Source organism: Microbacterium sp. LMC-P-041 (assembly GCF_030209555.1).
GTDB lineage: Bacteria > Actinomycetota > Actinomycetes > Actinomycetales > Microbacteriaceae > Microbacterium.
Window position 1 is genome coordinate 59,512 of sequence record NZ_JARVRV010000010.1, and the last position, 23,161, is coordinate 82,672.

Genomic DNA, 23,161 nt, shown 5'->3' on the forward strand with positions numbered 1-23,161 from the left:
CTTGACAAGGGTCTTACTAGTGTCCGAAATGCTCCGGGGCCTGCGAGCGGCCCCGTGAAAGGCGAAACGTGACTCCTGCCACGACGAAGAAGACCCGGACGAAGAAGACCGCCGACGCTCCCGAGGTCGATGCTCCGGTCGAGGAGGCCGCTGAGAAGCCGGCGCCCAAGACCGCCGCGCAGCGTGCCGCTGCCAAGCGCGCGCCCGCGAAGAAGAAGAAGGCCGATGACATCGTCGAAGACGACGAGACTCCTCCCGCCGCAGAGCCCGATGAGGACGACGAGGACTCCAAGCCGAAGTTCACCGAGCCTCTGCCCACGGGAGCGATCGTCATCTCGTCGAACGACGACGAAGACGTGCCCGTCTACTCCACCCAGATCACCGGTGCGACCGCCGACCCTGTCAAGGACTACCTGAAGCAGATCGGAAAGGTCGCCCTGCTGAACGCGGCCGAAGAGGTCGAGCTCGCGATGCGCATCGAGGCCGGCCTGTTCGCCGAGGAGAAGCTCTCCACGATGACGGCCGCCGAGAAGGCCAGCCAGCTCGGGCTCGACCTGCAGTGGGTCGCCCGCGACGGTCAGCGCGCGAAGAGCCACCTGCTCGGTGCGAACCTCCGTCTCGTCGTCTCGCTCGCCAAGCGCTACACCGGCCGCGGCATGCAGTTCCTGGACCTGATCCAGGAGGGCAACCTCGGTCTGATCCGCGCCGTCGAGAAATTCGACTACACCAAGGGCTTCAAGTTCTCGACGTACGCCACCTGGTGGATCCGTCAGGCGATCACCCGCGCGATGGCAGACCAGGCCCGCACCATCCGCATCCCCGTGCACATGGTCGAGGTCATCAACAAGCTCGCCCGAGTGCAGCGCCAGATGCTGCAGGACCTGGGCCGTGAGCCCACGCCCGAAGAGCTCAGCCGCGAGCTGGACATGACGCCCGAGAAGGTCGTCGAGGTGCAGAAGTACGGCCGAGAGCCGATCTCCCTGCACACGCCTCTCGGTGAGGACGGCGACAGCGAGTTCGGTGACCTCATCGAGGACACCGAGGCAGTGGTCCCCGCGGATGCCGTGGGCTTCACGATGCTGCAGCGTCAGCTGGAGCAGCTGCTCGACTCGCTCTCCGAGCGTGAGGCCGGTGTCATCCGGATGCGCTTCGGACTCGGCGACGGACAGCCGAAGACCCTCGACCAGATCGGTGACACGTTCGGCGTGACGCGTGAGCGCATCCGTCAGATCGAGTCGAAGACGATGGCGAAGCTCCGCCACCCGAGCCGCTCGCAGTCGCTGCGGGACTACCTCGAGTGATGCAGGCGAACGAAGGCAAGGCGCTCGAGGCGAGCGTCGACGGCAAGAACTACGCGCGCATCCCGCTGCGGACGCGCGTCGTCATGCCGAACGACGACCTCGACTCCGTCGTCCTGGAGTACGCGAAGGAAGCTGTTCAGCCCGGTGACCTGCTGTTCGTGACCGAGAAGATCGTGGCGATCACGCAGGGCCGGTCGTACCGGCTCGACGAGATCACGCCCCGTCCGCTTGCGCGCTTCCTGTCGCGATACGTCGTCCGCACCTCCTACGGCATCGGTCTCGGCATGCCCGAGACGATGGAGATGGCCCTGCGCGAATGCGGCACCCTGCGGATCCTCTTCGCAGCCGGCGTCTCGGTGATCACCAAGGCCTTCGGGCGTCGCGGTGACTTCTACCGCATCGCAGGTGACAAGGCACGCGCCATCGACGGCCCGACGAAGAACACGATCCCGCCGTACAACCAGGCGGTCGTCCTCGGACCGAAGAACCCGCGTGAGGTGGCCCTCCGTCTGAAGAAGATGCTCGGCGGCGACCTCGAGGTCGCCGTCGTCGACATCAACGACATCGGCGGCAACATCCTCGGCTCGACGCTCGACAAGACGGGGGAGCGTCGGCTCGTCCAGATCCTGGGCGACAATCCTCTCGGCCAGGCGACGCAGTCGACCCCGATGGGGATCGTCCGCGAGGTCTGACCTCCGCGTGAGCGACGCCTCAGCAAGAAGGGCCCGGATGCTCAGCATCCGGGCCCTTCTTCATGCCTGCCGCGGTCAGAACCCGATCGCGGCCTGGTAGCGCGGCTTGTGCCCTGTGCGGATCCCGGTGACGCTCGGCTTGTTCTCGTACACGCCGGCGCCCCAGTTGCCCTCGACGAGCACCGGACCGTCAGGCGTGACCACGACATCCCAGCCGACGTACTGGATCTGCGGTACGACGCGCGCGACCTGGTCGACGAACTCGCGGACCTCGTCCATCATCGGCAGCTGGAAGTCGGCGATCGGGAAGCCGGAGTCCGGGTGCGTGACGTGCACGTGGCCGTGAGAGTCGTATCCGGATCCCACAGAGTGACCGTTCTCGTCGAGCATCGTGTAGAAGCCGCCGAAGCTCATCTGGTCGCTCACCGCTCCGCGTCCGAACTTCTGGGCCATCGCGAGGATGTGCGTCTTCTCGCCATCGAAGAATGCGGTGATGCGGGTGGTGTTCACGGTGCCGGGGCACACGGCCGCGAGGTCGGCGTGCTGGCGGATGACCTCTTCGACGAGGACCTGCTTCTTCGAGAGCAGCTCGGCGTGGAATGCATCCCAGTCGGTCACGTCGGCGGCGTGGTAGCGGTGGACACCCGTGCCCGCCTGGCCGTGCGTCTCCTTCACGACGATCGTGCCCTGGCGCTCGGTGAATGAACGCAGCTCGTCCGCGTTGCCCTGCGTGATGAGCATCCACTCCCTCTTGAGGAAGGCATCGAAGACGGCGTTGAACTCTGCCTTGTCATGGAACAGGTGCCGATAGTCGGGGTGGTCGTACTTCTGCGAGATCTCGTTCGACACGGGGTGGGTCATGAACGTGTCGCGCTCCGCCTTGGTGAGGATCGCGAAGTCGTAGTCGATGTAGTCCTGGAATCCGACGTTGTGGCGGCCCGCTGACCACAGCATGTCGACGACCACGAGGGGAACGGCCTTGCCGTGCTGAGAAGACGCCTCTTTGGCCCTCTCGATGACCGAGGCGACGTCGATGCGGCGAGCACGCGCCAGCAGATAGCGGACGCGGGGCGCGAGGGAAAAGCGTGACATGGATCTCCAAGTTCGGGGTCCCCTCCAGTCTACGGTGGGTGCGTGGGGCATCCTGAGAAGGCGGAGCTAGGCTGGAAACGTGTGTGAGAAGACATCCAGCTCCCGCCCGCGCGCGATGATCTCGCGGTCGGCGCTCGCGGTCGCATCCGCTGCCGCCGTCGATGCAGGGGGACGCGTCGCCGACCTCCGCCGTGATGCCTGGGGGCATGGGGTGCTCTCCGTCGCACACGCGGTGGTCGCCGCCGGTGCGGAGGCCGTGCTGGTCGACCATGCCGAGGAAGTCGAGGCCCTGGCTCTCGAAGGCATCGACGCCGTGACGACCGGCGCACCGGATATCGACCCCTTCCTGCTCTACGGGCTCCCCGATGCGGAGGGAGCACTGAGCGCGAGGCCGGTCATGCGGCTCGTCGGCAGAGTGCTTTCCACGAAGCCGCTCAGGGCTGGAGACGCGGTCTCCTACGGCTACACCCATCGAGTGGCCCATGACACGACGGCCGCACTCATCACCGGCGGCTACGCCCAGGGGATCGTGCGCGCGCTGGGCAATGCCGCCCACGTGGAGATCGACGGTGTGCAGCGCCCGATCATCGGGCGTGTCGCGATGGATGTGTGCGTGATAGATCTGCAGGGATCCGCCGCCGTCACCGTGGGCGCCGAGGCCACCTACTTCGGAGGTCGCGGGCCGGCCGCTCCCGGGCTCGCCCGATGGAGCGCCGTCACCGGACTCACGATCGCCGAGCTCGTCACCGTCGCGGGTGCACACGCGGAGCGGGGGTGGGAGGCATGAGTCGGCCGGAGCTGCGGATCGACACCGACCTGTTCCGAGCGAACATCCGCGCGGTCCGCGATCGCATCGCCCCGTCGGAGCTCATGGTCGTCCTCAAGGACGACGCGTACGGTCACGGACTCCGGTGGGCCGTCGAGGCGGCGAAGGACACGGGCGTCGAGTGGTACGGGTCATACGACGTCCGAAGCGGGGTCGAAGCACGACGCGTGCTCGGCGACACCGGTCGGATCTTCGCGTGGGTCACCTCGACGGACGAGGAGATCGACGACGCGCTGCGCGCCGACATCGACCTCGGCGTCGGATCGGCGGAGTACCTGGCGCGCATCACCGCCAGGGCTGCGCATGCCGGCGCGCGGGCACGTATCCACCTCAAGATCGACACGGGGCTGCATCGCAACGGTCTGCTCCCGGCCGAGTGGGAGCGCACCGTCGCCGATGTGCGCGCGGGTGAAGCGGCGGGACACCTCGAGCTCGCCGGGATCTGGAGCCACCTCGCCGAGGCGAGCGACGACGAGGACGACGATGCTCAGGCCCTGTTCCTCGATGCCGTCCGTGTCGTGGAGCAGTCCGGACCGACGCCCGAGGCGCTGCACCTGACGGCATCCGCTGCGTCCTGGTGGCGGCCGGAGCTCCGCGGCTCGCTGTCTCGGATCGGGGCGTTCTGCTACGGCGTCCGCTCGGCGGAGGGACCCGACCTGCCGGGTGTCACGCCGGTGGCCGAGCTCACGGCGACGGTCCGGAAGATCGTGGACGGGAACGCTCAGGTCGGCGTCGGGTCGTTCGACGGCATCCCGTCCACTCTCGCAGGAGCAGACGTGGGCACCCCGGGCGGATCTCGCGAGCTGCTGCGGATCGACGAGACGACGTCGCTGGTCCAGGGGTGGCCGGGGATGCAGATCGGCGACTCGGTCTGGCTGTTCGGCGCGGGCGAGCACGGAGAAGCAAGTGCGACGACCCTCGCCGAGCGCGTCGACACCGTCGGCGAGGAGATCCTCACCCGGCTCACGAGCCGCGTGCGCCGGGTCACCACCCCTTAACGAAGGCGGAGCCCGTCTGATGACGGGCTCCGAGGCGGATCGAACCGCGATCGATCAGTCGATCAGTCGTGCGGTCTCGTCGTGCCAGCTCGTTGCGATGCTGCGGAGCTTCTCTTCGTACTTGCGACCGTGGTGGGCGCAGAACAGGAGCTCGGATCCGTTGACCTCGGCGGCGATGTAGGCCTGAGCGCCACATGAATCACAGCGATCCATGGCGGTCAGGCGGAACTCGACGGCGGAGGTCTCACGTTCGGTCGTTGCGTTCATCTCGGGGCCTCCTTGAGTGTCGGGTTCGCTGGCTGGGCGTGTTCAATACAACCACGCTGGGGCTGTGTGCATGCCCGGTTTGCGGCGTGTTTCGCTCAGCGCGTACGCGCGGGTGCCGTACTGAGGGCTCCCGGGGAGTGTCTGCGGCTGGTGGAGAGGGATCGCGAATAGACTCGGAGATTGTGACCGCCGAGTATTCCGCCCATCATCTCCAGGTGCTCGAAGGGCTCGAGGCCGTCCGCAAGCGCCCAGGTATGTACATCGGCTCGAACGGATCCCCGGGCCTGATGCACTGCCTCTGGGAGATCATCGACAACGCCGTCGACGAGGCCGTCGCGGGCAACGGCTCGAAGATCGACATCATCCTGCATGAGGACGGCAGTGTCGAGGTCCACGACCGCGGTCGCGGCATCCCCGTCGACGTCGAACCGCGCACCGGTCTCACCGGCGTCGAGGTCGTCTTCACGAAGCTGCATGCCGGCGGCAAGTTCGGTGGAGGCTCTTACGCGGCATCCGGTGGTCTGCACGGTGTGGGCGCCTCTGTGGTGAACGCCCTCTCGGAGCGGCTCGACGTCGAGGTAGACCGAGGTGGCAAGACCTATGCCATGTCGTTCCATCGTGGCGAACCCGGGCTCTTCGCCGACAAGGGCGAGAAGCGGCCGGACGCTCCGTTCACCCCGTTCCAGGACAAGAGCGAGCTGCGGGTCGTCGGCAAGGCGCCGCGCGGCACGAGCGGAACACGTATCCGCTATTGGGCGGATCACCAGATCTTCACGAAGGATGCCGCGTTCCAGCTCAACGACCTGGTGACTCGCGCACGTCAGACGGCGTTCCTCGTCCCAGGGCTGGAACTCGTGATCCGCGACGAGCGCGCGGCCAACGGCGCCGAGGTCGAGGGCCAGCCGATCGAGACGTCCTACCGGTACGACGGCGGCATCTCGGAGTTCGTCGAGTACCTCGCGAACGACGCTCCCGTCACCGACACCTGGCGCATCCAGGGCGAAGGCACGTTCAAAGAGACAGTGCCGGTGCTGCAGGCCGACGGCCACATGATCGCCACAGAGGTCGAGCGCGTCTGCGCCGTCGACATCGCGATGCGGTGGGGCACCGGCTACGACACGACCACGCGGTCGTTCGTCAACATCATCGCGACCCCCAAGGGCGGCACCCACCAGCAGGGCTTCGAGCAGGAGCTGCTCAAGGTGCTGCGCTCGCAGGTCGAGCAGAACGCACGTCGATTGAAGGTCGGCAGCAACGACAAGCTCGAGAAGGACGACGTCCTCGCCGGGCTCACCGCGGTGCTCACGGTGAACGTCCCCGAGCCGCAGTTCGAGGGCCAGACGAAGGAGATCCTCGGCACCCCGGCCGTGCGTCAGATCGTGGCCCAGGTGCTCCGGAAGGATCTCGGCGCCCGATTCAGCTCGACGAAGCGCGACGACAAGAGCCAATCGACGCAGCTGCTCGACAAGGTGGTCGCGGAGATGAAGGCACGAGTCTCCGCTCGTGCCCACAAGGAGACCCAGCGCCGAAAGAACGCGCTCGAGTCCTCGACCCTTCCGACCAAGCTGGTCGACTGCCGCACGAACGAGGTGGAGCGCAGCGAGCTGTTCATCGTCGAGGGAGACTCCGCGCTCGGCACAGCGAAGAACGCACGGAACAGCGAGTTCCAGGCGCTGCTGCCCATTCGCGGAAAGATCCTCAACGTCCAGAAGGCGTCGGTCGGCGACATGCTGTCGAACGCCGAGTGCGCATCGATCATCCAGGTGATCGGTGCGGGCTCCGGCCGCAGCTTCGACATCGACGCCGCGCGGTACGGCAAGGTCATCCTGATGAGCGACGCCGATGTCGACGGCGCGCACATCCGCACGCTCCTGCTCACGCTGTTCTATCGCTACATGCGGCCGCTCATCGAGCATGGCCGCGTGTTCGCCGCGGTGCCGCCGCTGCACCGCGTGATCGTGATGAATCCGGGCTCCAAGCCCAACGAGACCATCTACACCTACAGCGAGCAGGAGATGCACGCCCTTCTCGCCAAGCTCCGGAAGTCGGGCAAGCGGTGGCACGAGCCGATTCAGCGTTACAAGGGACTCGGCGAGATGGACGCGGAGCAGCTCGCCACGACCACCATGGAACGCGGCGGCCGCCTGCTGCGCCGGGTGCGCATGGAGGATGCCGAGGCGGCGGGTCGCGTGTTCGAGCTGCTGATGGGCAACGAGGTCGCGCCTCGACGTGAGTTCATCATCGATTCGTCCGATCGCCTCTCCCGGGAATCGATCGACGCCTGATCGGTCAGCGCCTCAGCGCCAGAGCCGCGCGGTAGACGTCGAGCAGCGCGTCGCGGTGGGCGTTCGGCAAGCGGCGTGGAACAGCGCTCAGACCAGAGTGCGGCCGATGCTCCCGATCACGCCGTCCACCGGCTGACCCGATGCGTCGCGTCGTGCGCCGGGTTCGGGGAGCTTGCGCACCGCACCCGTCGGATCGACGGCCTGCGCCGGGCTCGGCCCGACCCAGGCGACCATGAGGCGGTCCTCGCCCTTCAGGAAGGCGTGGGCACGGACTCCGCCGGTCGCTCGGCCCTTCGAGGGATACTCCGCGAACGAGGTCACCTTGGCACGTCCCGGTTCGGTACCGGGCAGGCTGCTGTCGGAACCGGAGACCGTGGCGACGACGGCATCGGCATCCGGAGTGACAGCGCCGAAGAACAGCACCGAGGCGCCGGCCCCCAGCTTCATGCCCGCCATGCCGCCGGCCGGTGCTCCCTGCGGGCGCACGGTTGAGGCCGAGAAGCGCAGCAGCTGGGCATCCGTGGTCACGAACACGAGGTCTGCGTCATCCTGAGCCTCGACAGCACCCACGACCGTGTCGCCGGGCTTCATGCCGATGACCTCGAGGTCGGGACGCACGGGGAGCGTGGAGGGAACGATCCGCTTGACTGTGCCCTGGGCCGTGCCGAGGGCGATCGGGACGTCGCTGTCGAAGCGCACGAACGCGAGGATCCGCTCTCCGCGGGTGGTGATCCCGAGGTAGTCGCGCAGCGGCGCGCCTGCCGCGAGCTGCACGGAAGACGACGGTACCGACGGCAGATCGACGGGGGAGAAGCGCAGCACGCGCCCTTCCGTCGTCAGTGCACCGATCTCCGCGCGCACCGTCGTGTCGACGGTGGTCAGGATCGCGTCGTGCTTGCTCCGTCGGGCCGGCAGCGTGAGCTCCTGCCCCTCGGCGAGGTCCACGCGCACGGCGCGTCCGGTCGTCGACAGCACGAGCACGGTGGGAGCATCGGCGATCTGCAGGTCGACGGCACCCTTCGTCGCGCGCGGCTTCGGGGGCGCGGCGTTCATCAGGAGCGTGCGGCGAGGAGTGCCGTAGGCCTCGGCTGCGGCATCCAACTCCTGTGCGACCACTGCGCGCAGCAGGGCCTCGCTCGACAGGAGATCGCGGAGTCTGGCGATCTCGGCGAGCAGCGCGTCGCGCTCGGTCTCGAGCTCGATGCGCGAGAACTTCGTCAGACGCCGCAGGCGCAGCTCGAGGATGTACTCCGCCTGCAGTTCGCTGAGGTCGAAGACGGACCGCAGTCGTGCGCGCGCCTGCTCGGAGTCGTCGGAGGAGCGGATGACCTGGATGACCTCGTCGATGTCGAGGATCGCGATGAGGAGCCCCTCGACGAGGTGCAGACGCTCTTCGCGGCGAGCGAGGCGATAGCGGCTGCGGCGCGTGATGACCTCGAGCCGGTGCGCGACATAGACGCGCAGCATCTCCTTGAGCCCGAGGGTGCGCGGCTGGCCGTCGACCAGAGCCACGTTGTTGATGCTGAAGGAATCCTCGAGAGGCGTGAGTCGGTAGAGCTGCTCGAGGACGGCGTTGGGGTCGAACCCGGTCTTGATGCCGATCGCGACGCGCAGGCCGTGGTTGCGGTCGGTGAGGTCGGTCACGTCGCTGATGCCCTGCAGCTTCTTCGACTGGACGGCGTCACGGATCTTCTCGATCAGTCGCTCCGGCCCGACCATGTACGGCAGCTCGGATACGACGATGCCGGTGCGCCGCGGGCCGAGTGGCTCGACCGACACCTTGCCGCGCACCTTCAATGCGCCGCGTCCGGTCGCGTATGCATCCTTGACTCCGTCGAGACCCATCAGGATGCCGCCCGAGGGGAAGTCCGGTCCGGGGACGAACTCCATGAGCTCTTCGGTCGTCGCGTCGGGATTCTCGAGCAGGTGGGTGGCGGCGGCGACGACCTCGATCAGGTTGTGCGGTGCCATGTTGGTCGCCATGCCGACGGCGATACCGCTCGCTCCGTTGACGAGTAGGTTCGGGAAAGCTGCGGGCAGCACGGACGGCTGCTGGAACTGGCCGTCGTAGTTCGGGATGAAATCGACGACGTCCTCGTCGAGGTTCTCGGTGAGCGCCATCGCGGGGGAGGCGAGACGCGCCTCGGTGTAGCGCGCAGCCGCGGGACCGTCGTCGAGCGAGCCGAAGTTGCCGTGTCCGTCGACCAGCGGCACGCGCAGCGCCCACTCCTGGGCGAGGCGCACGAGGGCGTCGTAGATCGCCGAGTCGCCGTGCGGGTGCAGCTTTCCCATGACCTCGCCCACGACGCGGGCGCTCTTGACGTGACCGCGGTCGGGACGGAGGCCCATCTCGGCCATCTGATACAGGATGCGTCGCTGCACGGGCTTCAGGCCGTCGCGAGCGTCGGGCAGAGCCCGCGAGTAGATCACCGAGTAGGCGTACTCGAGGAAGGAACCCTGCATCTCTGTCTCGAGATCGATGTCCTGGATGCGCTCAGGGGCGAGCTCGGCAGGCGGGGTCTTCGGCATGGGCATCCTGAATGGTGCGAGGCTGAGGGCGTACGGGAGCCTGTGTCAGACTGGCTCGGATGTCCCTCATTCTACCGTCCGAGTCGCCGGCAGCCCGGAGCGTCGTCGGGGTGGCGGACGACGTGTTCGCCGCTCTGCGCGGTGAGTCCGCGACCCTGCCGCGGGCTGAGTCCGTCGTCCTCGTGCTCATCGACGGCCTCGGCGCCATCAGTCTGCGCGCCCATGCCGGCCACGCCAGAGCGCTCACCGCCGGCATGGCGAAGAAGGATGTCGCCCATTCGGTCTTCCCGTCGACCACCGCGGCGGCTCTCACCAGCATCCTCACGGGCACATGGCCCGGCCAGCATGGACTGGTCGGCTACCGGGTCCTCGATCCCGACAGGGACGTGCTGGTCAACCAGCTCACGGGCTGGGAGTCGGATGGTCTCGATCCGGCGACGTGGCAGGCGGCTCCGACGGTCTTCGAGCGCGCCAGGTCAGAGGGCCGTCCGACCTTCGCCGTCGGCGTCGCGGCGTACGCGGGGAGCGGGTTCACCCGTGCGACGCTGCGCGGTGCCGACTTCGTCGCCGCCCAGACACCCGCCGAGCGAGTGGAGGCCGCATACGACCTCGCGGAGCGCCACCCGGGCTCGCTCGTCTACTGCTACCTGCCCGAGGCCGACAAGGCGGGGCACAGATACGGCCTCGACTCCGCGCACTGGATCGCCGCGCTCGAGGAGATCGACGCCGCGCTCTCACGACGTGTGCCGCCGGGTGTCGGTGTGCTCGTGACGTCGGACCACGGCATGCTCGACGTGCCGGCGCACCGGCAGATCGTTCTCGAGGCAGAGCACCTCGAGGGAGTTCGCCATCTCGGTGGGGAACCGCGGATGCTGCACGTCTATGTCGAACCGGATGCCGACGCATCTGCGGTCGCCGAGCGGTGGGTTCGTGACCTCGACGGCGTCGCTGATGTCGGAACCAGGGATCAGGCGATCGCGGCGGGGTTGTTCGGCCCGGAGGTGACCGAGGCGGCCTCGTCGCGGATCGGCGATATCCTCGTCGTGGCCCGGGGCAACGGTGCCGTCTACGACGGCACGGCTGCAGACCAGCGCGGCCGTGGAATGATCGGGCAGCACGGGGGACTGACTCCGGAAGAGCGTCAGGTTCCGCTGCTCAGGTTCGGAGCCTTCGCGCGCTGAGTCCTCGCACTCGTGCCGGGTGCCGGTCTACTCGTCGGTGCGGGCCCCGAAGACGATCTCGTCCCACGACGGCATCGCGTTGCGGCGTCGACGGCGACCGTTGCCCTCGTTCGCGGGCTCCGGTGCGGGCTCCGGCTCGTCACTCTCCGCAGGAACGCTCTCGAAGGCGTCGAACAGCGCGATCGGACTCTGGTCCGTGTTCTCCTCGTCCGGCTCGTCGAGGATCGGCGCGGTCTCACGCTGACCCCGCCGGCGTCGCAACGCCTCGAGCAGGTCGGCGGTCTCGGGGCTCGTCGTCGCGGACTCCGGCGCGCGCTTGATCGCGGCGTCCTGCGCCGCTGCCATCGAGCGCTCTGGGGCGATGCTGTCGTCGACCTCGGCTTCGGGCGCCGGGAGCAGACGTGGTCCGAATGCGCCGGAGTCGAAACGGCTGTCGTCCTTGTAGGGTGATGCCTGCCGTTCGGCCTCGACGGCGCGCAGTCGCGGGATGAGTCCGTCCGGCAGCGAGCCCTGGCGAGACAGCTGGGTCGCGTCGGCGTTGAGCGGTGCGAGGGCGCTGCGGCGGGGGTCGAAGCTCCAGCGAGCGTCGTGCTCGACCTCGTTGGCGGTGAACTCGAGCTTGATGATCCAGCCGCTCTCGTCCTTCCAGCTCGCCCAGCGCTCGGCAGAGGCCTCGACCTCTGACAGCTTGGCTCGGATCGCGGTGCCGAAAGTCGGCTGAGCGTCGGGCTCGACATCGCTGCCGATCAGGACGGGTACGGCGAGCGCCTGGCCGATGACGTGCTCGCGCTCGGCGAGAACGGGTCCTTCGAAGCGGATGACGTCGTCGACGCCGATGCCGAGGAGGGCCGCGACCTCGGGCGCCGTGAGACCGGCGCGGATCTGAGCCTGGATGTCGCGCGGGCTCGCCGCGAGACGCTGAGCAGCCGGCTCGCTCTGTCGCGTCGCCCGACGGATCTCTCGGTGCAGGACGTCGTCGATGGGCAGCGCGAACCGCTCGCCCGACTCGGTCGCGAGTACGAGCAGTCCTGCTTCTGTGCCGACGATGGTGACGTTTTCCATGCGAATGCCCCTCTGATGGGTGTGCGTTCATGGTGTCACGCGGGGCCGCTCAGAACCGGGAATAGTCTGGGCGTGCCGTGAGTTTGGTCTGTCGCAGCCGCGGGCATTTGCTTATTCCTCCGCGGTCATGCAAACTATGGCCGCCGATTACCCCGACGGCGCACCACCCACTCGCATGAAAGTGGAGATTTACCACATGGCAACCGACTACGACGCTCCCCGCAAGAGTGAAGACGACTCCGAGTCGATCGAAGCCCTCAAGGAGCGTGTGCCGGACAAGCTCTCCGGCTCATCGGGAGACGAAGACGCGGACAACCCGTCCAGCTTCGACCTCCCGGGAGCGGATCTCTCCGACCTCGAGCTCGATGTCGTCGTGCTGCCCGCGCAGCAGGACGAGTTCACCTGCATGAACTGCTTCCTCGTGAAGCACCGTTCTCAGCTCGACCACGAGGGCGCATCCGGCCCCATCTGCAAGGAGTGCGCCGCCTGAGCGCACCATAGAGCGAGATCTCACGCGCCCCCGACCTCTTGGTCAGGGGCGCGTCGTCTTTCCGGCCTTGAGCGGCGTGATCGATCCCGCAGCGTGCTCAGGCGGGCGGCGTGGTCAGCGCTGGGCGGCGACGATCGCGGCGGCCAGCCGATCGGGCGTGCGCGACGAGATGGTCCAGGTGTCGACGGGATCGTCGGGGTCGATGTTCGGAACGACGACGATGCCGTCTACCCCGCCCCGGATCAGATGCCAGCCTCGCGCCGGAAGCCCCGGTCCTCGAGCCTGGCGCGCCTCTTCGCCGTTCAGCGCCCGTGGTGTGCCGAGGTGTCGGACGTCGATGTGCGCTCGACCGGCCCGCAGCACATCGCCGTCGACCGAGACGGGCGGGGCGAGTGCGAGGAAGGCGATCACGAGGAGAGCCGAGACCGCTGCGCCGACGACCAGGGCGATGGTCGAGCCGACGGGCACGAAGATGAGCGCCACCATGGGGCCCGCCAGAGCGACCGTCACCAGCAGCCACAGGCTGGGGGACAGTCTCTCGCGGTAGTGGATCCGCGCGTCAGGAGCGATGTTCTGCATTAGCCTCGTGGGGTGACTGATTCCGTTGATGTCCCCATTATCGCCTCTGTGGTGCCCGGCTACGCCCACCCCGGTGATGCGGGCGCCGATCTCGTCGCCGCCGAGGCCGTCCACCTGGCACCCGGCGAGCGGGCGCTCGTGGCCACCGGAGTGCGCATCGCCCTGCCCGAGGGATACGCCGCATTCGTGGTGCCGCGCAGCGGACTCGCGGCCAAGCACGGGATCTCGATCGTCAACTCGCCCGGCACGGTGGATGCCGGCTACCGCGGTGAGATCAAGGTGAGCCTGATCAACACCGACATCCGCAGCGCGTACGATGTCGCCGTCGGCGATCGCATCGCGCAACTGATCGTGATGCCCGTGACCCGAGCCGTGTTCATCCCGGTCGAGGAGCTGCCAGAGAGCGTCCGCGGCGAGGGTGGCTTCGGCTCGACGGGCTACCAGGCAGGATCCCATTCCCCTTCGGCAGGACAGACCAATGACTGACAACAACGCGACTCCTTCGAAGTCCGCACCGGACGACCGGGCGACACAGGGCCCGTTCGACGACTCCGAGGCGAACCCCGTCCGGCCCTACATCGATCTCGGCGGCATCAAGATCCTTCCGCGCGAGGGCCTCAACCTTCGGCTCGAGGTCGAAGAGCAGTCCAAGCGCATCGTGGCCGTCGGGCTCGACTACGCCGATTCGTCCCTGCAGGTGCAGCCTTTCGCGGCACCGCGCTCGGGCGGCCTCTGGGACGAGACCCGGGTGCAGCTGCGTGATCAGGTGCGCACCCAGGGCGGCCGGGTCGAGGAGCGCGACGGTCCCCTCGGCAAGGAGCTCCTCGCCGAGGTTCCCGCGGCGGCCAACGAGGGATCCGAGCTGCGCCTCGCGCGCTTCATCGGCATCGACGGGCCCCGCTGGTTCCTTCGTGGGGTCATCGGCGGAGCCGCGGCATCCGATCTCGAAGCGGCCGCCAAGGTCGAGGATCTCTTCCGGTCGATCGTCGTCGTGCGCGGTGGCGCTCCGATGCCGCCGCGCGACCTGATCCCGCTGAAGATGCCCGCGACTCCCGGCTCCGCGTGACCACCCCGGCCCCGGAGCCCGAGCGCGAGCAGAGCGCATCGGACATCGTCGGCGCGGCTCTCGGCGGCGCCGCTCGCCGAGCGGGTCTCGACCCGAACGAGAGCGGCGCGACGCACCGTGTGGTGTGGTCCGCGATCGGCGGATGGCGCGGCATCCTCGAGTCCGTCCTTCCGAGCCTCGCGTTCGTCATCCTCTTCACCATCCGCCCCGAGCCGCTGATCGTTCCTCTGGGCGTGTCGGTCGGGCTCGCCGCGGTGTTCACCGTCGTGCGGCTGATCCAGAAGTCACCCCCGTCTGCGGCCATCGGCGGTCTCGTGGCCGCCGCAGCCGCGGCTGCGCTCGCGCTGTGGACGGGCCGCGGCGAAGACAACTTCGTCCCCGGTCTCATCACCAACGCCCTCTATGGCACCGGCATGCTGGTGTCGGCGCTGATCGGCTGGTCGCTGATCGGTCTCGCGGTCGGTTTCCTGATGGGGGAGGGCACCGCATGGCGGCGCGACCGTCGCAAGCGTCGTGCGTTCCTGTGGCTCGGCGTGGCCTGGGCCGCTCTGTTCTTCGCACGTCTCGCAGTGCAGTTGCCGCTGTACCTCGCCGGAGACGTCACCGCGCTCGGCACGCTGAAGCTGATCATGGGTCTGCCGCTGTTCGCGCCGCTGATCGCCGTCACCTGGCTCGTCGTGCGCGCGCTGTATCCGCGCGGCGCCGATGCCGACAAGCCCGCTCAGCCGTGATAGATTTATCTTGACATCAAGATAAATTGCAGGCTTTCGCCTGAGGGCTGAGCGGAGCAGACTGGTTAGGTCTGCCTTGCTAGCCGCAGGGGCTCGCTGGCGAGCAAGATGGAGGCGCCTGTCGCTCCCATCCGAATAGAAGGAGACGGATTCGTGTCCACGGTGAACAGCTTCGGTGCCAAGAGCACCCTGACGGTCGGCAGCACCGACTACGAGATCTTCCGCATCGACACGGTGCCCGGTTTCGACAAGCTCCCTTTCAGTCTGAAGGTCCTCCTCGAGAACCTGCTTCGCACCGAGGACGGCGCGAATGTGACCAAGGCGCAGATCGAAGCACTGGGTTCGTGGGATGCCGCGGCTGAGCCGAGCACCGAGATCCAGTTCACGCCGGCCCGTGTGGTCATGCAGGACTTCACCGGTGTTCCCTGCATCGTCGACCTCGCCACCATGCGCGAGGCCGTCACGGCGCTGGGTGGCGACGCGAACAAGATCAACCCGCTCTCGCCCGCCGAGATGGTCATCGACCACTCGGTGATCGCCGACCTCTTCGGTTCCGAGAACGCCCTCGAGCGCAACGTCGAGATCGAGTACGAGCGCAACGGCGAGCGGTACCAGTTCCTTCGCTGGGGCCAGACGGCATTCAGCGACTTCAAGGTCGTTCCCCCCGGAACCGGCATCGTGCACCAGGTGAACATCGAGCACCTGGCCAAGGTCATCTACGACCGTGACGTCGACGGAGTGCTGCGCGCCTACCCCGACACCTGCGTCGGCACCGACTCGCACACCACGATGGTCAACGGCCTGGGTGTGCTCGGGTGGGGCGTCGGCGGCATCGAGGCCGAGGCCGCGATGCTCGGCCAGCCCGTGTCGATGCTCATCCCGCGCGTCGTCGGCTTCAAGCTCTCCGGCGAGATCCCGGCCGGCGTCACGGCCACGGACGTCGTGCTGACGATCACCGACCTGCTGCGCAAGCACGGAGTCGTCGGCAAGTTCGTCGAGTTCTACGGTGAGGGCGTGGCATCCGTGCCGCTGGCCAACCGCGCGACGATCGGCAACATGTCGCCCGAGTTCGGTTCGACGGCGGCGATCTTCCCGATCGACGACGTGACCCTCGACTACCTGCGTCTGACCGGCCGCAGCGACGAGGCCGTCGCGCTGGTCGAGGCGTACGCGAAGACCCAGAAGCTCTGGCACGACGCATCGCAGGAGCCCGTCTTCAGCGAGTACCTCGAGCTCGACCTCGGCACTGTGGTGCCGTCGATCGCCGGCCCGAAGCGCCCGCAGGACCGCATCCTCCTCTCCGAGGCGAAGTCGCAGTTCGAGCAGGACATCCTGGCCTACGCCGCACCGTCGACCTCGGACGACGTCGTCGACCTCGAGTCGAAGCACTCGTTCCCCGCCTCCGACCCGGGCAACGCGCCCGGTGAAGAGGAGCCGCGCACCACCCGGCCCGTGCACATCAACAGCGGCGCACCGGCGAACGCGTCGAAGCCCGTGCCGGTCACCACTCCGTCGGGTGAGAAGTACATCCTCGACAACGGTGCAGTGACCCTCGCGGCGATCACCTCGTGCACCAACACCTCGAACCCCTCGGTGATGATCGCCGCAGGTCTCGTCGCCCGCAAGGCGCTCGAGAAGGGCCTGAAGCAGAAGCCCTGGGTCAAGACCACCCTCGGCCCCGGCTCGAAGGTCGTCACCGACTACTACGAGAAGTCCGGACTCGACAAGGACCTCGAGGGCCTCGGCTTCTACACCGTCGGCTACGGCTGCACCATCTGCATCGGAAACTCGGGTCCGCTGATCGAAGAGGTCTCCGCGGCCATCAACGATCACGACCTCGCCGTGACCGCCGTGCTCTCGGGCAACCGCAACTTCGAGGGCCGCATCAGCCCCGACGTGAAGATGAACTACCTCGCGAGCCCGCCGCTCGTCATCGCCTACGCCCTCGCGGGGTCGATGCACTTCGACTTCGAGAACGATGCGCTCGGCAAGGGATCCGACGGCAACGACGTGTTCCTCAAGGACATCTGGCCGACGCCCGACGAGGTGCAGGAGATCGTCGATTCCTCGATCTCGCGTGAGCAGTTCATCAAGCAGTACGCGACCGTCTTCGACGGTGACGAGCGCTGGCGCAGCCTGCCCACCCCGGACGACGACATCTTCCAGTGGGACGAGAACTCGACGTACGTGCGCAAGGCTCCGTACTTCGACGGCATGACGATGGAGCTCACCCCGGTGCGCGACATCGAGGGCGCCCGCGTCATGGCGACTCTGGGCGACTCGGTCACGACCGACCACATCTCGCCCGCCGGCAACATCAAGCCCGGCACCCCCGCGGCGCAGTACCTCATGGAGCACGGGGTCGACCGCAAGGACTTCAACTCCTTCGGATCGCGTCGCGGCAACCACGAGGTCATGATCCGCGGCACGTTCGCGAACATCCGCCTGAAGAACCTGATGGTCTCGGCTGTCAACGACGGCCAGGTCGTCGAGGGCGGCTACACCCGCGACTTCACCCAGCCCGGTGGACCGCAGTCGTACATCTACGACGCGAGCATGAACTACCAGGAGCAGGGCACGCCCCTCGTCATCTTCGGTGGCAAGGAGTACGGTTCGGGATCGTCGCGCGACTGGGCGGCGAAGGGCACGAGCCTCCTCGGCGTCAAGGCGGTCATCACCGAGAGCTTCGAGCGCATCCACCGCTCGAACCTGATCGGAATGGGCGTCGTCCCGCTGCAGTTCCCGGCCGGTGAGAGCTGGGAGTCCCTGGGTCTCGACGGCACCGAGATCGTCTCGATCTCCGGTCTCGAGGAGCTCAACAACGGCGTGACCCCGAAGACGGTTCGCGTCACGGCCACGCCGAGCGAGAACTCGCCCGAGGGCAAGCAGGTCGTCGAGTTCGACGCGGTCGTCCGCATCGACACCCCCGGTGAGGCGGATTACTACCGCAACGGCGGCATCCTGCAGTACGTGCTGCGTTCGCTGGTCTGATCGCACGATCGGAAAGGGCTCGGTTCTTCGGAACCGGGCCCTTTCCGCGTGCCGGGGGCGGTGTCAAGGGGGAGTCGCTCTCCGAGCTTTCCCGGGTGCCCGGGGTAGGATCGAGCAGGCGTCCGTACCGGAATCGGCGCCGCGAACGGTGCCTAAGAGGAGGTGCAGATGCCCATTCTTCCGAGCATCTCAGGACCCCGTGACCTCGACTCCCTGTCAGAGGATCAGCTGATCGAACTCGCCGGTGAGATCCGCGAGTTCCTCGTCGAGAACGTGTCGCGCACCGGCGGGCATCTCGGCCCCAACCTCGGTGTCGTCGAGCTCACGATCGCTCTGCACCGCGTCTTCTCGTCGCCCGACGACCCCTTCATCTTCGACACGGGGCACCAGTCCTACGTGCACAAGCTCCTCACCGGTCGCCAGGACTTCTCGTCTCTGCGAGTGCGCGGTGGACTCGCCGGGTATCCCCAGCGCGGCGAGAGCCCTCACGACGTGGTCGAGTCCTCGCACGCGTCGAGCTCGCTCAGCTGGGCCGACGGTGTGTCGCGCGCGCTGACCGCCACGGGGCGAGCCGACCGTCACGTCGTGGCCGTCGTCGGCGACGGAGCACTCACGGGCGGCATGACGTGGGAGGCGCTCAACAACATCTCCGACGACAACGATCGCAACCTCGTGATCGTCGTGAATGACAACGGTCGTTCCTACGCGCCGACCATCGGCGGCATGTCCCGGTTCCTCAACCGGGTGCGCACCGCGGCTGCGTACAAGGAGCTGCACCACAAGTCGGACCGACTCTTCCGTGCGTTCGGTCCGGTCGGCCGCGCGGTGTTCCGCGGGGTGCGCGGCGGCACCCACGGCTTCCTCTCGCGGTTCACGAACAACGAGGCGCTGTACTCGAACCTCGACATCAAGTACCTCGGCCCGGTCGACGGGCACGATCTCCCCGCCCTGCTCGAGACGCTCGAGCTGGCCAAATCGTACGGTGCGCCGGTGATCGTGCACACGATCACCGAGAAGGGCCGCGGCTACCAGCCTGCTCGCGACGATGAGGCCGACCAGTTCCATGCGGTCGGACGCATCGACCCCGCGACCGGCGAGACACTCTCTTCCAGCGGAACGGGCTGGTCCGACGTGTTCTCCGAGTCGCTCGTCGCCATCGGAGAGCGTCGAAGCGATGTCATCGCGATGACCGCAGCGATGCTGCGACCGACCGGTCTCGCGCCGTTCGCCGAGCGCTTCCCCGATCGCGTGTACGACGTGGGCATCGCCGAGCAGCACGCCGTCGCGTCGGCCGCAGGTCTCGCCTTCGGAGGTCTGCACCCCGTCGTCGCGGTCTACGCCACCTTCATGGGGCGCGCCTTCGACCAGGTGCTCATGGACGTCGCTCTGCATCGGGCGGGCGTGACCTTCGTGCTCGACCGCGCCGGCGTCACCGGCCCGGACGGTCCCAGCCACCACGGCATGTGGGATCTCGCGATGCTGCAGATCGTCCCGCACATCCGCATCGCCGCGCCGCGTGACGGAGCCCGGTTGCAGGAGGCCCTCGATGAGGCGGTGCTCGTCGACGATGCGCCGACCGTCATCCGCTTCCCGAAGGGCGACGTCGCGGCGGATCTTCCGGCCATCGAGCGGCTGCACGACGGCGTCGATGTGCTCGCCCGCGGCGAATCCGAGGATGTCCTGCTCATCGGCATCGGCCCGTTCGCCGCGCTCGCGATGGACGTCGCAGAGCGTCTGCGCGCTCAGGGCATCGGCGCCACGGTGATCGATCCGCGCTGGGCCATCCCGGTGCAGCCGTCGATCGTGAGCATGGCAGCTCGTCATCGTCTGGTCATCACCATCGAAGACGGCATCCGCGTCGGCGGCATCGGCACGCGTGTCCGGCAGGTGCTTCGCGAGGCGGGCATCGACACCGCCGTCGACGAGCTGGGGCTTCCTGACGAGTTCATCGATCACGCGTCGAGGGACCAGATCCTCGCCGACGCCGGTCTCACCGCATCGAAGATCGCGCAGGACGTCGTGTCGCAGGTGCTCGGGACTCGGATCCCCGTCGCTCGGGATGCGGGCACGAGCGGGACGGTCGATCTGCCGCTGCACGAACGCCGCTGACCGGCGTCGCCACCGCGTGACGGCGGATGACGGTCACCGACCGTTCGACCGCTGCGATCAGTTGAGAGCGTGGAGTGCGGCGACCGCCTGCGCCCCGCGATCGGTGTCCCGGAGCGCGGCCGAGAGCAGATAGCCGTCGGTGAGCGCGTCACCGGTGACCATGACGCGTACCAGCTCGACGCCGCATGCCCGACGCACCTCGTCGGCGCTGGCCGCGATCACGCGGGTGTTGATCTCGTCGTTGTGGGGCAGCTCCGCGCCCTCGAGGCCGCGGATGACGTCGCGCAGTGCGGCGCCCACGATGTTCGAGGCCCGTTCTTTGACGTTCACGACGTCGAGTTCGAACACTCGGAGATCTCGTCCGGTCGGGATCGGTCGCCACTCGAACGACGCGTGCACCCGGTGCTGATGGCCGCTCGCCCCGGTCATCTCGCGCGCGGGCAGATCCGTCGCCCTGCAGCGCACATCGATCAGTCGGTACCAGTAGAACAGGGGGAACGCGCCATGCGACCCCGGAACGAGGACCACGACCTCGCCGACCGCTCCGCCACGTGAGGTGGGGCGCCGTTGCGGGCGGTTCCGTATGATCGGCTTGCCGTTCCGGGTGCGGATCGCAGCCCACCCCTCATCGACCGTGACGATGAAGATCTTCAGCAGCGCCGGCACGACCAGCAGGATCGTGAGGATCGCCGTGCCGGTCTTGAAGAGCCCCGACATTCCCTTGCCGCCCAACATCGAGAGGAGCATGTCCATGCCACCACTGTGCCCCCTCGATCGCGTTCGGAGCGCTCTCTGAGCGGCGCTGGCGAAGGTGTTCATTCGCTGTTCCGTGCTCGTTACCCGGTGTGCCGTGACGCGGATACGGTTGGCGGCGGTCGCGCGGATGCGGCGTCGTCAGGAGAACGTGGCGAGGATCGCGGCGACCTCGGATTCGACGAACGCCCTCTGCCGCTCCCGGTCGTCGTCGACGAGGCCGAGCCGGGTGCGGCGATCGAGGACGTCGTCGGCGGTCATCGCGCCCTCCGCGCGGACGGCGAAGTCGATGGTCGCTGGGGAGATGTGCCCCCGGACCCCGCCGTCCTCGGCCCTCATCGCGGAGTCGGTGAGGCGGAGGGTTACCGTGCGGCTCGCGCCGGCGTCGAGCCCCGCCGATGCCACGGCGAGGTCGACCGCATCCTCCGCCATCCGCCGGTAGGTGGTCAGCTTGCCTCCGAGGACGTTGACGAAGCCGCGCTCGGAGACGCGGACCAGGTGCCGACGGGAGATGTCCGCCGTCGACGCCGCACCGGTGTCGACGAGCGGCCGCAGGCCCGCGAACGATCCCCTGACCTGCGTGCGCGTGATCGGGACGGTCAGTACTCGGTTGAGGTTCGCGAGCAGGAACTCGATCTCGCCCTCGGTCGGCTCGGGGACCCGCGGAACAGGGCCCGGCGCATCTTCGTCAGTGAGTCCGACGATCACGCGGCCGTGCTGCTGCGGCAGCGCGAACACAAAGCGGCTGATCGACCCCTCATGCGGAATGGTCAGTGCCGCGGACGGGTCGCCGAGATCCGCGGCATCCAGCACGATGTGCGTTCCGCGGCTGAGCCGCACGGTGATCGACTCGTCGAGGTTTCCGGCCCAGACGCCGGTGGCATTGACGACGGATCGGGCGCGCACGTTCAGACGCTCGCCCGTCAGCACGTCTTCGGCGGTCGCGCCGTCGACGCGCAGCTCGAGCGCTCGGACGCGGGTGAGGACGCGGGCGCCCAGACTGGCGGCTGTCCTGGCGACGGTCACGACCAGGCGGGCGTCGTCGATCAGCTGCCCGTCGTAGGAGAGCATCCCTCCGCGCAGCCCAGCTCCGGCGAGCGACGGGAAGAGCCGCTGTGCCGTACGCGCCGAGACGAGACGCGGCGGGGGGAGGAACCGGCGCGGCGTGCCCGCTCGCATCCGCAGCAGATCACCCAGGGCCATCCCGACCGCGCCGGCTGCGCGCTGGCGGGCCGTCAGCCCTGTCGTGAAGGGCAGCAGCTGCGGGAGAGAGCGAATGAGGTGCGGCGCGATCCTGGTCATCAGCAGGTGACGCTCGAATGCGCTCTCCTTCGCCGTGGCCACATCGCCGGTGGCGAGATAACGGAGTCCGCCGTGCACCAGTTTCGAGCTGAATCGGCTGGTGCCGAACGCGAGGTCCTCGCCTTCGAGAAGGGTGACGCTCAGACCCCGCGAGGCGGCGTCGAGCGCGACACCGACCCCCGTGATGCCTCCGCCGATCACCAGAAGGTCGACGGTCTGCTCCGCGGCCAGGGAGAGCTCTGCGGCCCGACGCGCGACGTTGAGGTCGGGGGAGTGCGCGGTCATGGCCGCAGGAGCCCGTCGAGGGCTGCTCGCAGCTCGCGCTCCCAAGACTCCTCAGAGAGGAGCTCCGACACCGTTCCGTGCGAGAGCACGGCCGACTGCGCGATGAGCAGCAGCATGACGGCAATCTCGTCGGGATCGCCGTGCCTCACCGATCCTCCCTGCTGCGCCGCACCGATCGCGGTCGCCAGCCACCTCAGGATGAGTCTCTGGCTCGAACCCACACGCTGCAGCGTGTAGCGGGTGAACGCCTCCGGTTCATCGGCGAGAAGCCGTCCGTACACGTCGTCGGCACGGAAGAGGGTGGAGAAGCGGAGAACATCGTCGACGAGTCCGTGTCGGCTGGTCGCGTGCGTGGGGAACTGCGCGAGGATCACCGCGACTCTGCGCAGGAGCGCTGAGCGGACGACATCGTCGGCGTCGTTCCAGCTGCGGTAGATCGTCGGCCGGCTGTGACCCGCGCGCCGAGCGAGCTCTGCGATCGTGACGCCATTCACGCCTCGTCGACCGATCAGCGCATCGGCGGCGTCGAGGATGCGCGACTGCGTGGCATCCCACTCCGGAGCGCGGTCGGACATCGCGTCGAGCACCAGTTGACGTTCTTCCATGATCTGTCACACTGTAA

The 23,161-nt window shown here is 67.9% G+C and carries 20 protein-coding genes; 12 read left to right on the forward strand and 8 right to left on the reverse strand.

Annotated features, from left to right (window positions below; genetic code table 11):
• Positions 1-68 precede the first annotated feature (68 nt).
• Both QRN21_RS17250 and QRN21_RS17255 read left to right on the forward strand, forming a co-directional pair.
• Entirely contained in the window at positions 69-1,301 is a 1,233-nt protein-coding gene (locus QRN21_RS17250; RefSeq protein WP_053096261.1) for an RNA polymerase sigma factor, read from the forward strand.
• Complete coding sequence (locus QRN21_RS17255) at positions 1,301-1,993, forward strand: coenzyme F420-0:L-glutamate ligase (protein ID WP_285365447.1); 693 nt, start codon at positions 1,301-1,303, stop codon at positions 1,991-1,993. The genes QRN21_RS17250 and QRN21_RS17255 overlap by 1 nt, the downstream gene beginning before the upstream one ends.
• A 75-nt stretch (positions 1,994-2,068) precedes the next feature.
• Here QRN21_RS17255 and QRN21_RS17260 read toward each other — a convergent pair whose 3' ends face one another.
• Positions 2,069-3,085 (reverse strand): sugar-transfer associated ATP-grasp domain-containing protein, encoded by a 1,017-nt coding sequence (locus tag QRN21_RS17260; protein ID WP_053096256.1) that lies wholly within the window; start codon positions 3,083-3,085, stop codon positions 2,069-2,071.
• A 79-nt stretch (positions 3,086-3,164) separates the two neighbouring features.
• Here QRN21_RS17260 and QRN21_RS17265 point away from each other — a divergent pair, with 79 nt between their 5' ends.
• Together QRN21_RS17265 and QRN21_RS17270 are read left to right on the forward strand one after the other, a co-directional pair.
• Positions 3,165-3,872 carry an alanine racemase gene (locus tag QRN21_RS17265; protein ID WP_230101208.1) on the forward strand — a complete coding sequence of 236 codons (708 nt, stop codon included), beginning with the start codon at positions 3,165-3,167 and terminating at the stop codon, positions 3,870-3,872.
• The gene (locus QRN21_RS17270; RefSeq protein ID WP_056279082.1) at positions 3,869-4,909 is read left to right on the forward strand and encodes an alanine racemase; all 1,041 of its coding nucleotides are present in this window, start codon (positions 3,869-3,871) and stop codon (positions 4,907-4,909) included. Before QRN21_RS17265 ends, QRN21_RS17270 begins: the two co-directional genes overlap by 4 nt.
• A gap of 54 nt (positions 4,910-4,963) precedes the next feature.
• Here QRN21_RS17270 and QRN21_RS17275 read toward each other — a convergent pair whose 3' ends face one another.
• Entirely contained in the window at positions 4,964-5,176 is a 213-nt protein-coding gene (locus tag QRN21_RS17275) for a DUF7455 domain-containing protein (RefSeq protein ID WP_042540282.1), read from the reverse strand.
• A gap of 182 nt (positions 5,177-5,358) precedes the next feature.
• Here QRN21_RS17275 and QRN21_RS17280 point away from each other — a divergent pair, with 182 nt between their 5' ends.
• Positions 5,359-7,461 (forward strand): DNA gyrase/topoisomerase IV subunit B, encoded by a 2,103-nt coding sequence (locus QRN21_RS17280; RefSeq protein WP_082297819.1) that lies wholly within the window; start codon positions 5,359-5,361, stop codon positions 7,459-7,461.
• 87 nt (positions 7,462-7,548) lie between these two features.
• On the opposite strand, the gene QRN21_RS17285 is transcribed toward QRN21_RS17280, so the two are convergent.
• A complete protein-coding gene (locus QRN21_RS17285; RefSeq protein ID WP_285365451.1) occupies positions 7,549-9,990 on the reverse strand; it encodes a DNA gyrase/topoisomerase IV subunit A in 2,442 nt (813 codons plus the stop codon).
• A gap of 59 nt (positions 9,991-10,049) precedes the next feature.
• On the opposite strand from QRN21_RS17285, the gene QRN21_RS17290 reads away from it, so the two are divergent.
• Complete coding sequence (locus QRN21_RS17290; RefSeq protein WP_285365453.1) at positions 10,050-11,171, forward strand: alkaline phosphatase family protein; 1,122 nt, start codon at positions 10,050-10,052, stop codon at positions 11,169-11,171.
• A gap of 27 nt (positions 11,172-11,198) precedes the next feature.
• On the opposite strand, the gene sepH is transcribed toward QRN21_RS17290, so the two are convergent.
• Positions 11,199-12,233: a septation protein SepH gene (sepH, locus tag QRN21_RS17295; protein WP_285365454.1), complete on the reverse strand. Its 1,035-nt coding sequence runs from the start codon at positions 12,231-12,233 to the stop codon at positions 11,199-11,201.
• A 196-nt stretch (positions 12,234-12,429) separates the two neighbouring features.
• Here sepH and QRN21_RS17300 point away from each other — a divergent pair, with 196 nt between their 5' ends.
• Complete coding sequence (locus tag QRN21_RS17300; protein WP_042540214.1) at positions 12,430-12,723, forward strand: DUF4193 domain-containing protein; 294 nt, start codon at positions 12,430-12,432, stop codon at positions 12,721-12,723.
• 114 nt (positions 12,724-12,837) lie between these two features.
• Here the strand turns inward: QRN21_RS17300 and QRN21_RS17305 are convergent, their stop codons facing one another.
• Positions 12,838-13,302 carry a DUF3093 domain-containing protein gene (locus tag QRN21_RS17305; RefSeq protein ID WP_056278808.1) on the reverse strand — a complete coding sequence of 155 codons (465 nt, stop codon included), beginning with the start codon at positions 13,300-13,302 and terminating at the stop codon, positions 12,838-12,840.
• Positions 13,303-13,314: 12 nt separating this feature from the next.
• Between QRN21_RS17305 and dut the strand changes: the two genes are divergently transcribed.
• The 5 genes from dut (at position 13,315) to dxs (ending at position 20,199) form a co-directional block, all read left to right on the forward strand.
• On the forward strand, positions 13,315-13,788 hold the full coding sequence (gene dut / locus QRN21_RS17310) for a dUTP diphosphatase (RefSeq protein WP_185274837.1): 474 nt from the start codon (positions 13,315-13,317) through the stop codon (positions 13,786-13,788).
• Complete coding sequence (locus QRN21_RS17315) at positions 13,781-14,368, forward strand: DUF3710 domain-containing protein (RefSeq protein WP_056278806.1); 588 nt, start codon at positions 13,781-13,783, stop codon at positions 14,366-14,368. Before dut ends, QRN21_RS17315 begins: the two co-directional genes overlap by 8 nt.
• Entirely contained in the window at positions 14,365-15,099 is a 735-nt protein-coding gene (locus QRN21_RS17320; protein ID WP_285365458.1) for a DUF3159 domain-containing protein, read from the forward strand. The genes QRN21_RS17315 and QRN21_RS17320 overlap by 4 nt, the downstream gene beginning before the upstream one ends.
• A gap of 108 nt (positions 15,100-15,207) precedes the next feature.
• The gene (locus tag QRN21_RS17325) at positions 15,208-18,090 is read left to right on the forward strand and encodes an aconitate hydratase (RefSeq protein ID WP_171821918.1); all 2,883 of its coding nucleotides are present in this window, start codon (positions 15,208-15,210) and stop codon (positions 18,088-18,090) included.
• Between the two features lie 168 nt (positions 18,091-18,258).
• Entirely contained in the window at positions 18,259-20,199 is a 1,941-nt protein-coding gene (gene dxs / locus QRN21_RS17330; protein ID WP_056278804.1) for a 1-deoxy-D-xylulose-5-phosphate synthase, read from the forward strand.
• A gap of 57 nt (positions 20,200-20,256) precedes the next feature.
• Here the strand turns inward: dxs and QRN21_RS17335 are convergent, their stop codons facing one another.
• From QRN21_RS17335 to QRN21_RS17345, 3 genes are all read right to left on the reverse strand, one after another.
• The gene (locus tag QRN21_RS17335; protein ID WP_285365459.1) at positions 20,257-20,952 is read right to left on the reverse strand and encodes an SPFH domain-containing protein; all 696 of its coding nucleotides are present in this window, start codon (positions 20,950-20,952) and stop codon (positions 20,257-20,259) included.
• Positions 20,953-21,093: 141 nt separating this feature from the next.
• Positions 21,094-22,539 carry a glycerol-3-phosphate dehydrogenase/oxidase gene (locus tag QRN21_RS17340; protein WP_285365460.1) on the reverse strand — a complete coding sequence of 482 codons (1,446 nt, stop codon included), beginning with the start codon at positions 22,537-22,539 and terminating at the stop codon, positions 21,094-21,096.
• Entirely contained in the window at positions 22,536-23,144 is a 609-nt protein-coding gene (locus QRN21_RS17345; protein ID WP_230101212.1) for a TetR/AcrR family transcriptional regulator, read from the reverse strand. Before QRN21_RS17345 ends, QRN21_RS17340 begins: the two co-directional genes overlap by 4 nt.
• Between the last annotated feature and the right edge of the window lie 17 nt (positions 23,145-23,161).

Bases quoted from the DNA above. Each gene is read 5' to 3' on its own strand.
- QRN21_RS17255 (WP_285365447.1), top strand. From the start codon at position 1,301: ATGCAGGCGAACGAAGGCAAGGCGCTCGAGGCGAGCGTCGACGGCAAG.
- QRN21_RS17260 (WP_053096256.1), bottom strand. From the start codon at position 3,085: ATGTCACGCTTTTCCCTCGCGCCCCGCGTCCGCTATCTGCTGGCGCGT.
- QRN21_RS17270 (WP_056279082.1), top strand. From the start codon at position 3,869: ATGAGTCGGCCGGAGCTGCGGATCGACACCGACCTGTTCCGAGCGAAC.
- QRN21_RS17275 (WP_042540282.1), bottom strand. From the start codon at position 5,176: ATGAACGCAACGACCGAACGTGAGACCTCCGCCGTCGAGTTCCGCCTG.
- QRN21_RS17285 (WP_285365451.1), bottom strand. From the start codon at position 9,990: ATGCCGAAGACCCCGCCTGCCGAGCTCGCCCCTGAGCGCATCCAGGAC.
- QRN21_RS17290 (WP_285365453.1), top strand. From the start codon at position 10,050: ATGTCCCTCATTCTACCGTCCGAGTCGCCGGCAGCCCGGAGCGTCGTC.
- sepH (WP_285365454.1), bottom strand. From the start codon at position 12,233: ATGGAAAACGTCACCATCGTCGGCACAGAAGCAGGACTGCTCGTACTC.
- QRN21_RS17300 (WP_042540214.1), top strand. From the start codon at position 12,430: ATGGCAACCGACTACGACGCTCCCCGCAAGAGTGAAGACGACTCCGAG.
- QRN21_RS17305 (WP_056278808.1), bottom strand. From the start codon at position 13,302: ATGCAGAACATCGCTCCTGACGCGCGGATCCACTACCGCGAGAGACTG.
- QRN21_RS17315 (WP_056278806.1), top strand. From the start codon at position 13,781: ATGACTGACAACAACGCGACTCCTTCGAAGTCCGCACCGGACGACCGG.
- QRN21_RS17325 (WP_171821918.1), top strand. From the start codon at position 15,208: ATGGAGGCGCCTGTCGCTCCCATCCGAATAGAAGGAGACGGATTCGTG.
- dxs (WP_056278804.1), top strand. From the start codon at position 18,259: ATGCCCATTCTTCCGAGCATCTCAGGACCCCGTGACCTCGACTCCCTG.
- QRN21_RS17335 (WP_285365459.1), bottom strand. From the start codon at position 20,952: ATGGACATGCTCCTCTCGATGTTGGGCGGCAAGGGAATGTCGGGGCTC.
- QRN21_RS17340 (WP_285365460.1), bottom strand. From the start codon at position 22,539: ATGACCGCGCACTCCCCCGACCTCAACGTCGCGCGTCGGGCCGCAGAG.
- QRN21_RS17345 (WP_230101212.1), bottom strand. From the start codon at position 23,144: ATGGAAGAACGTCAACTGGTGCTCGACGCGATGTCCGACCGCGCTCCG.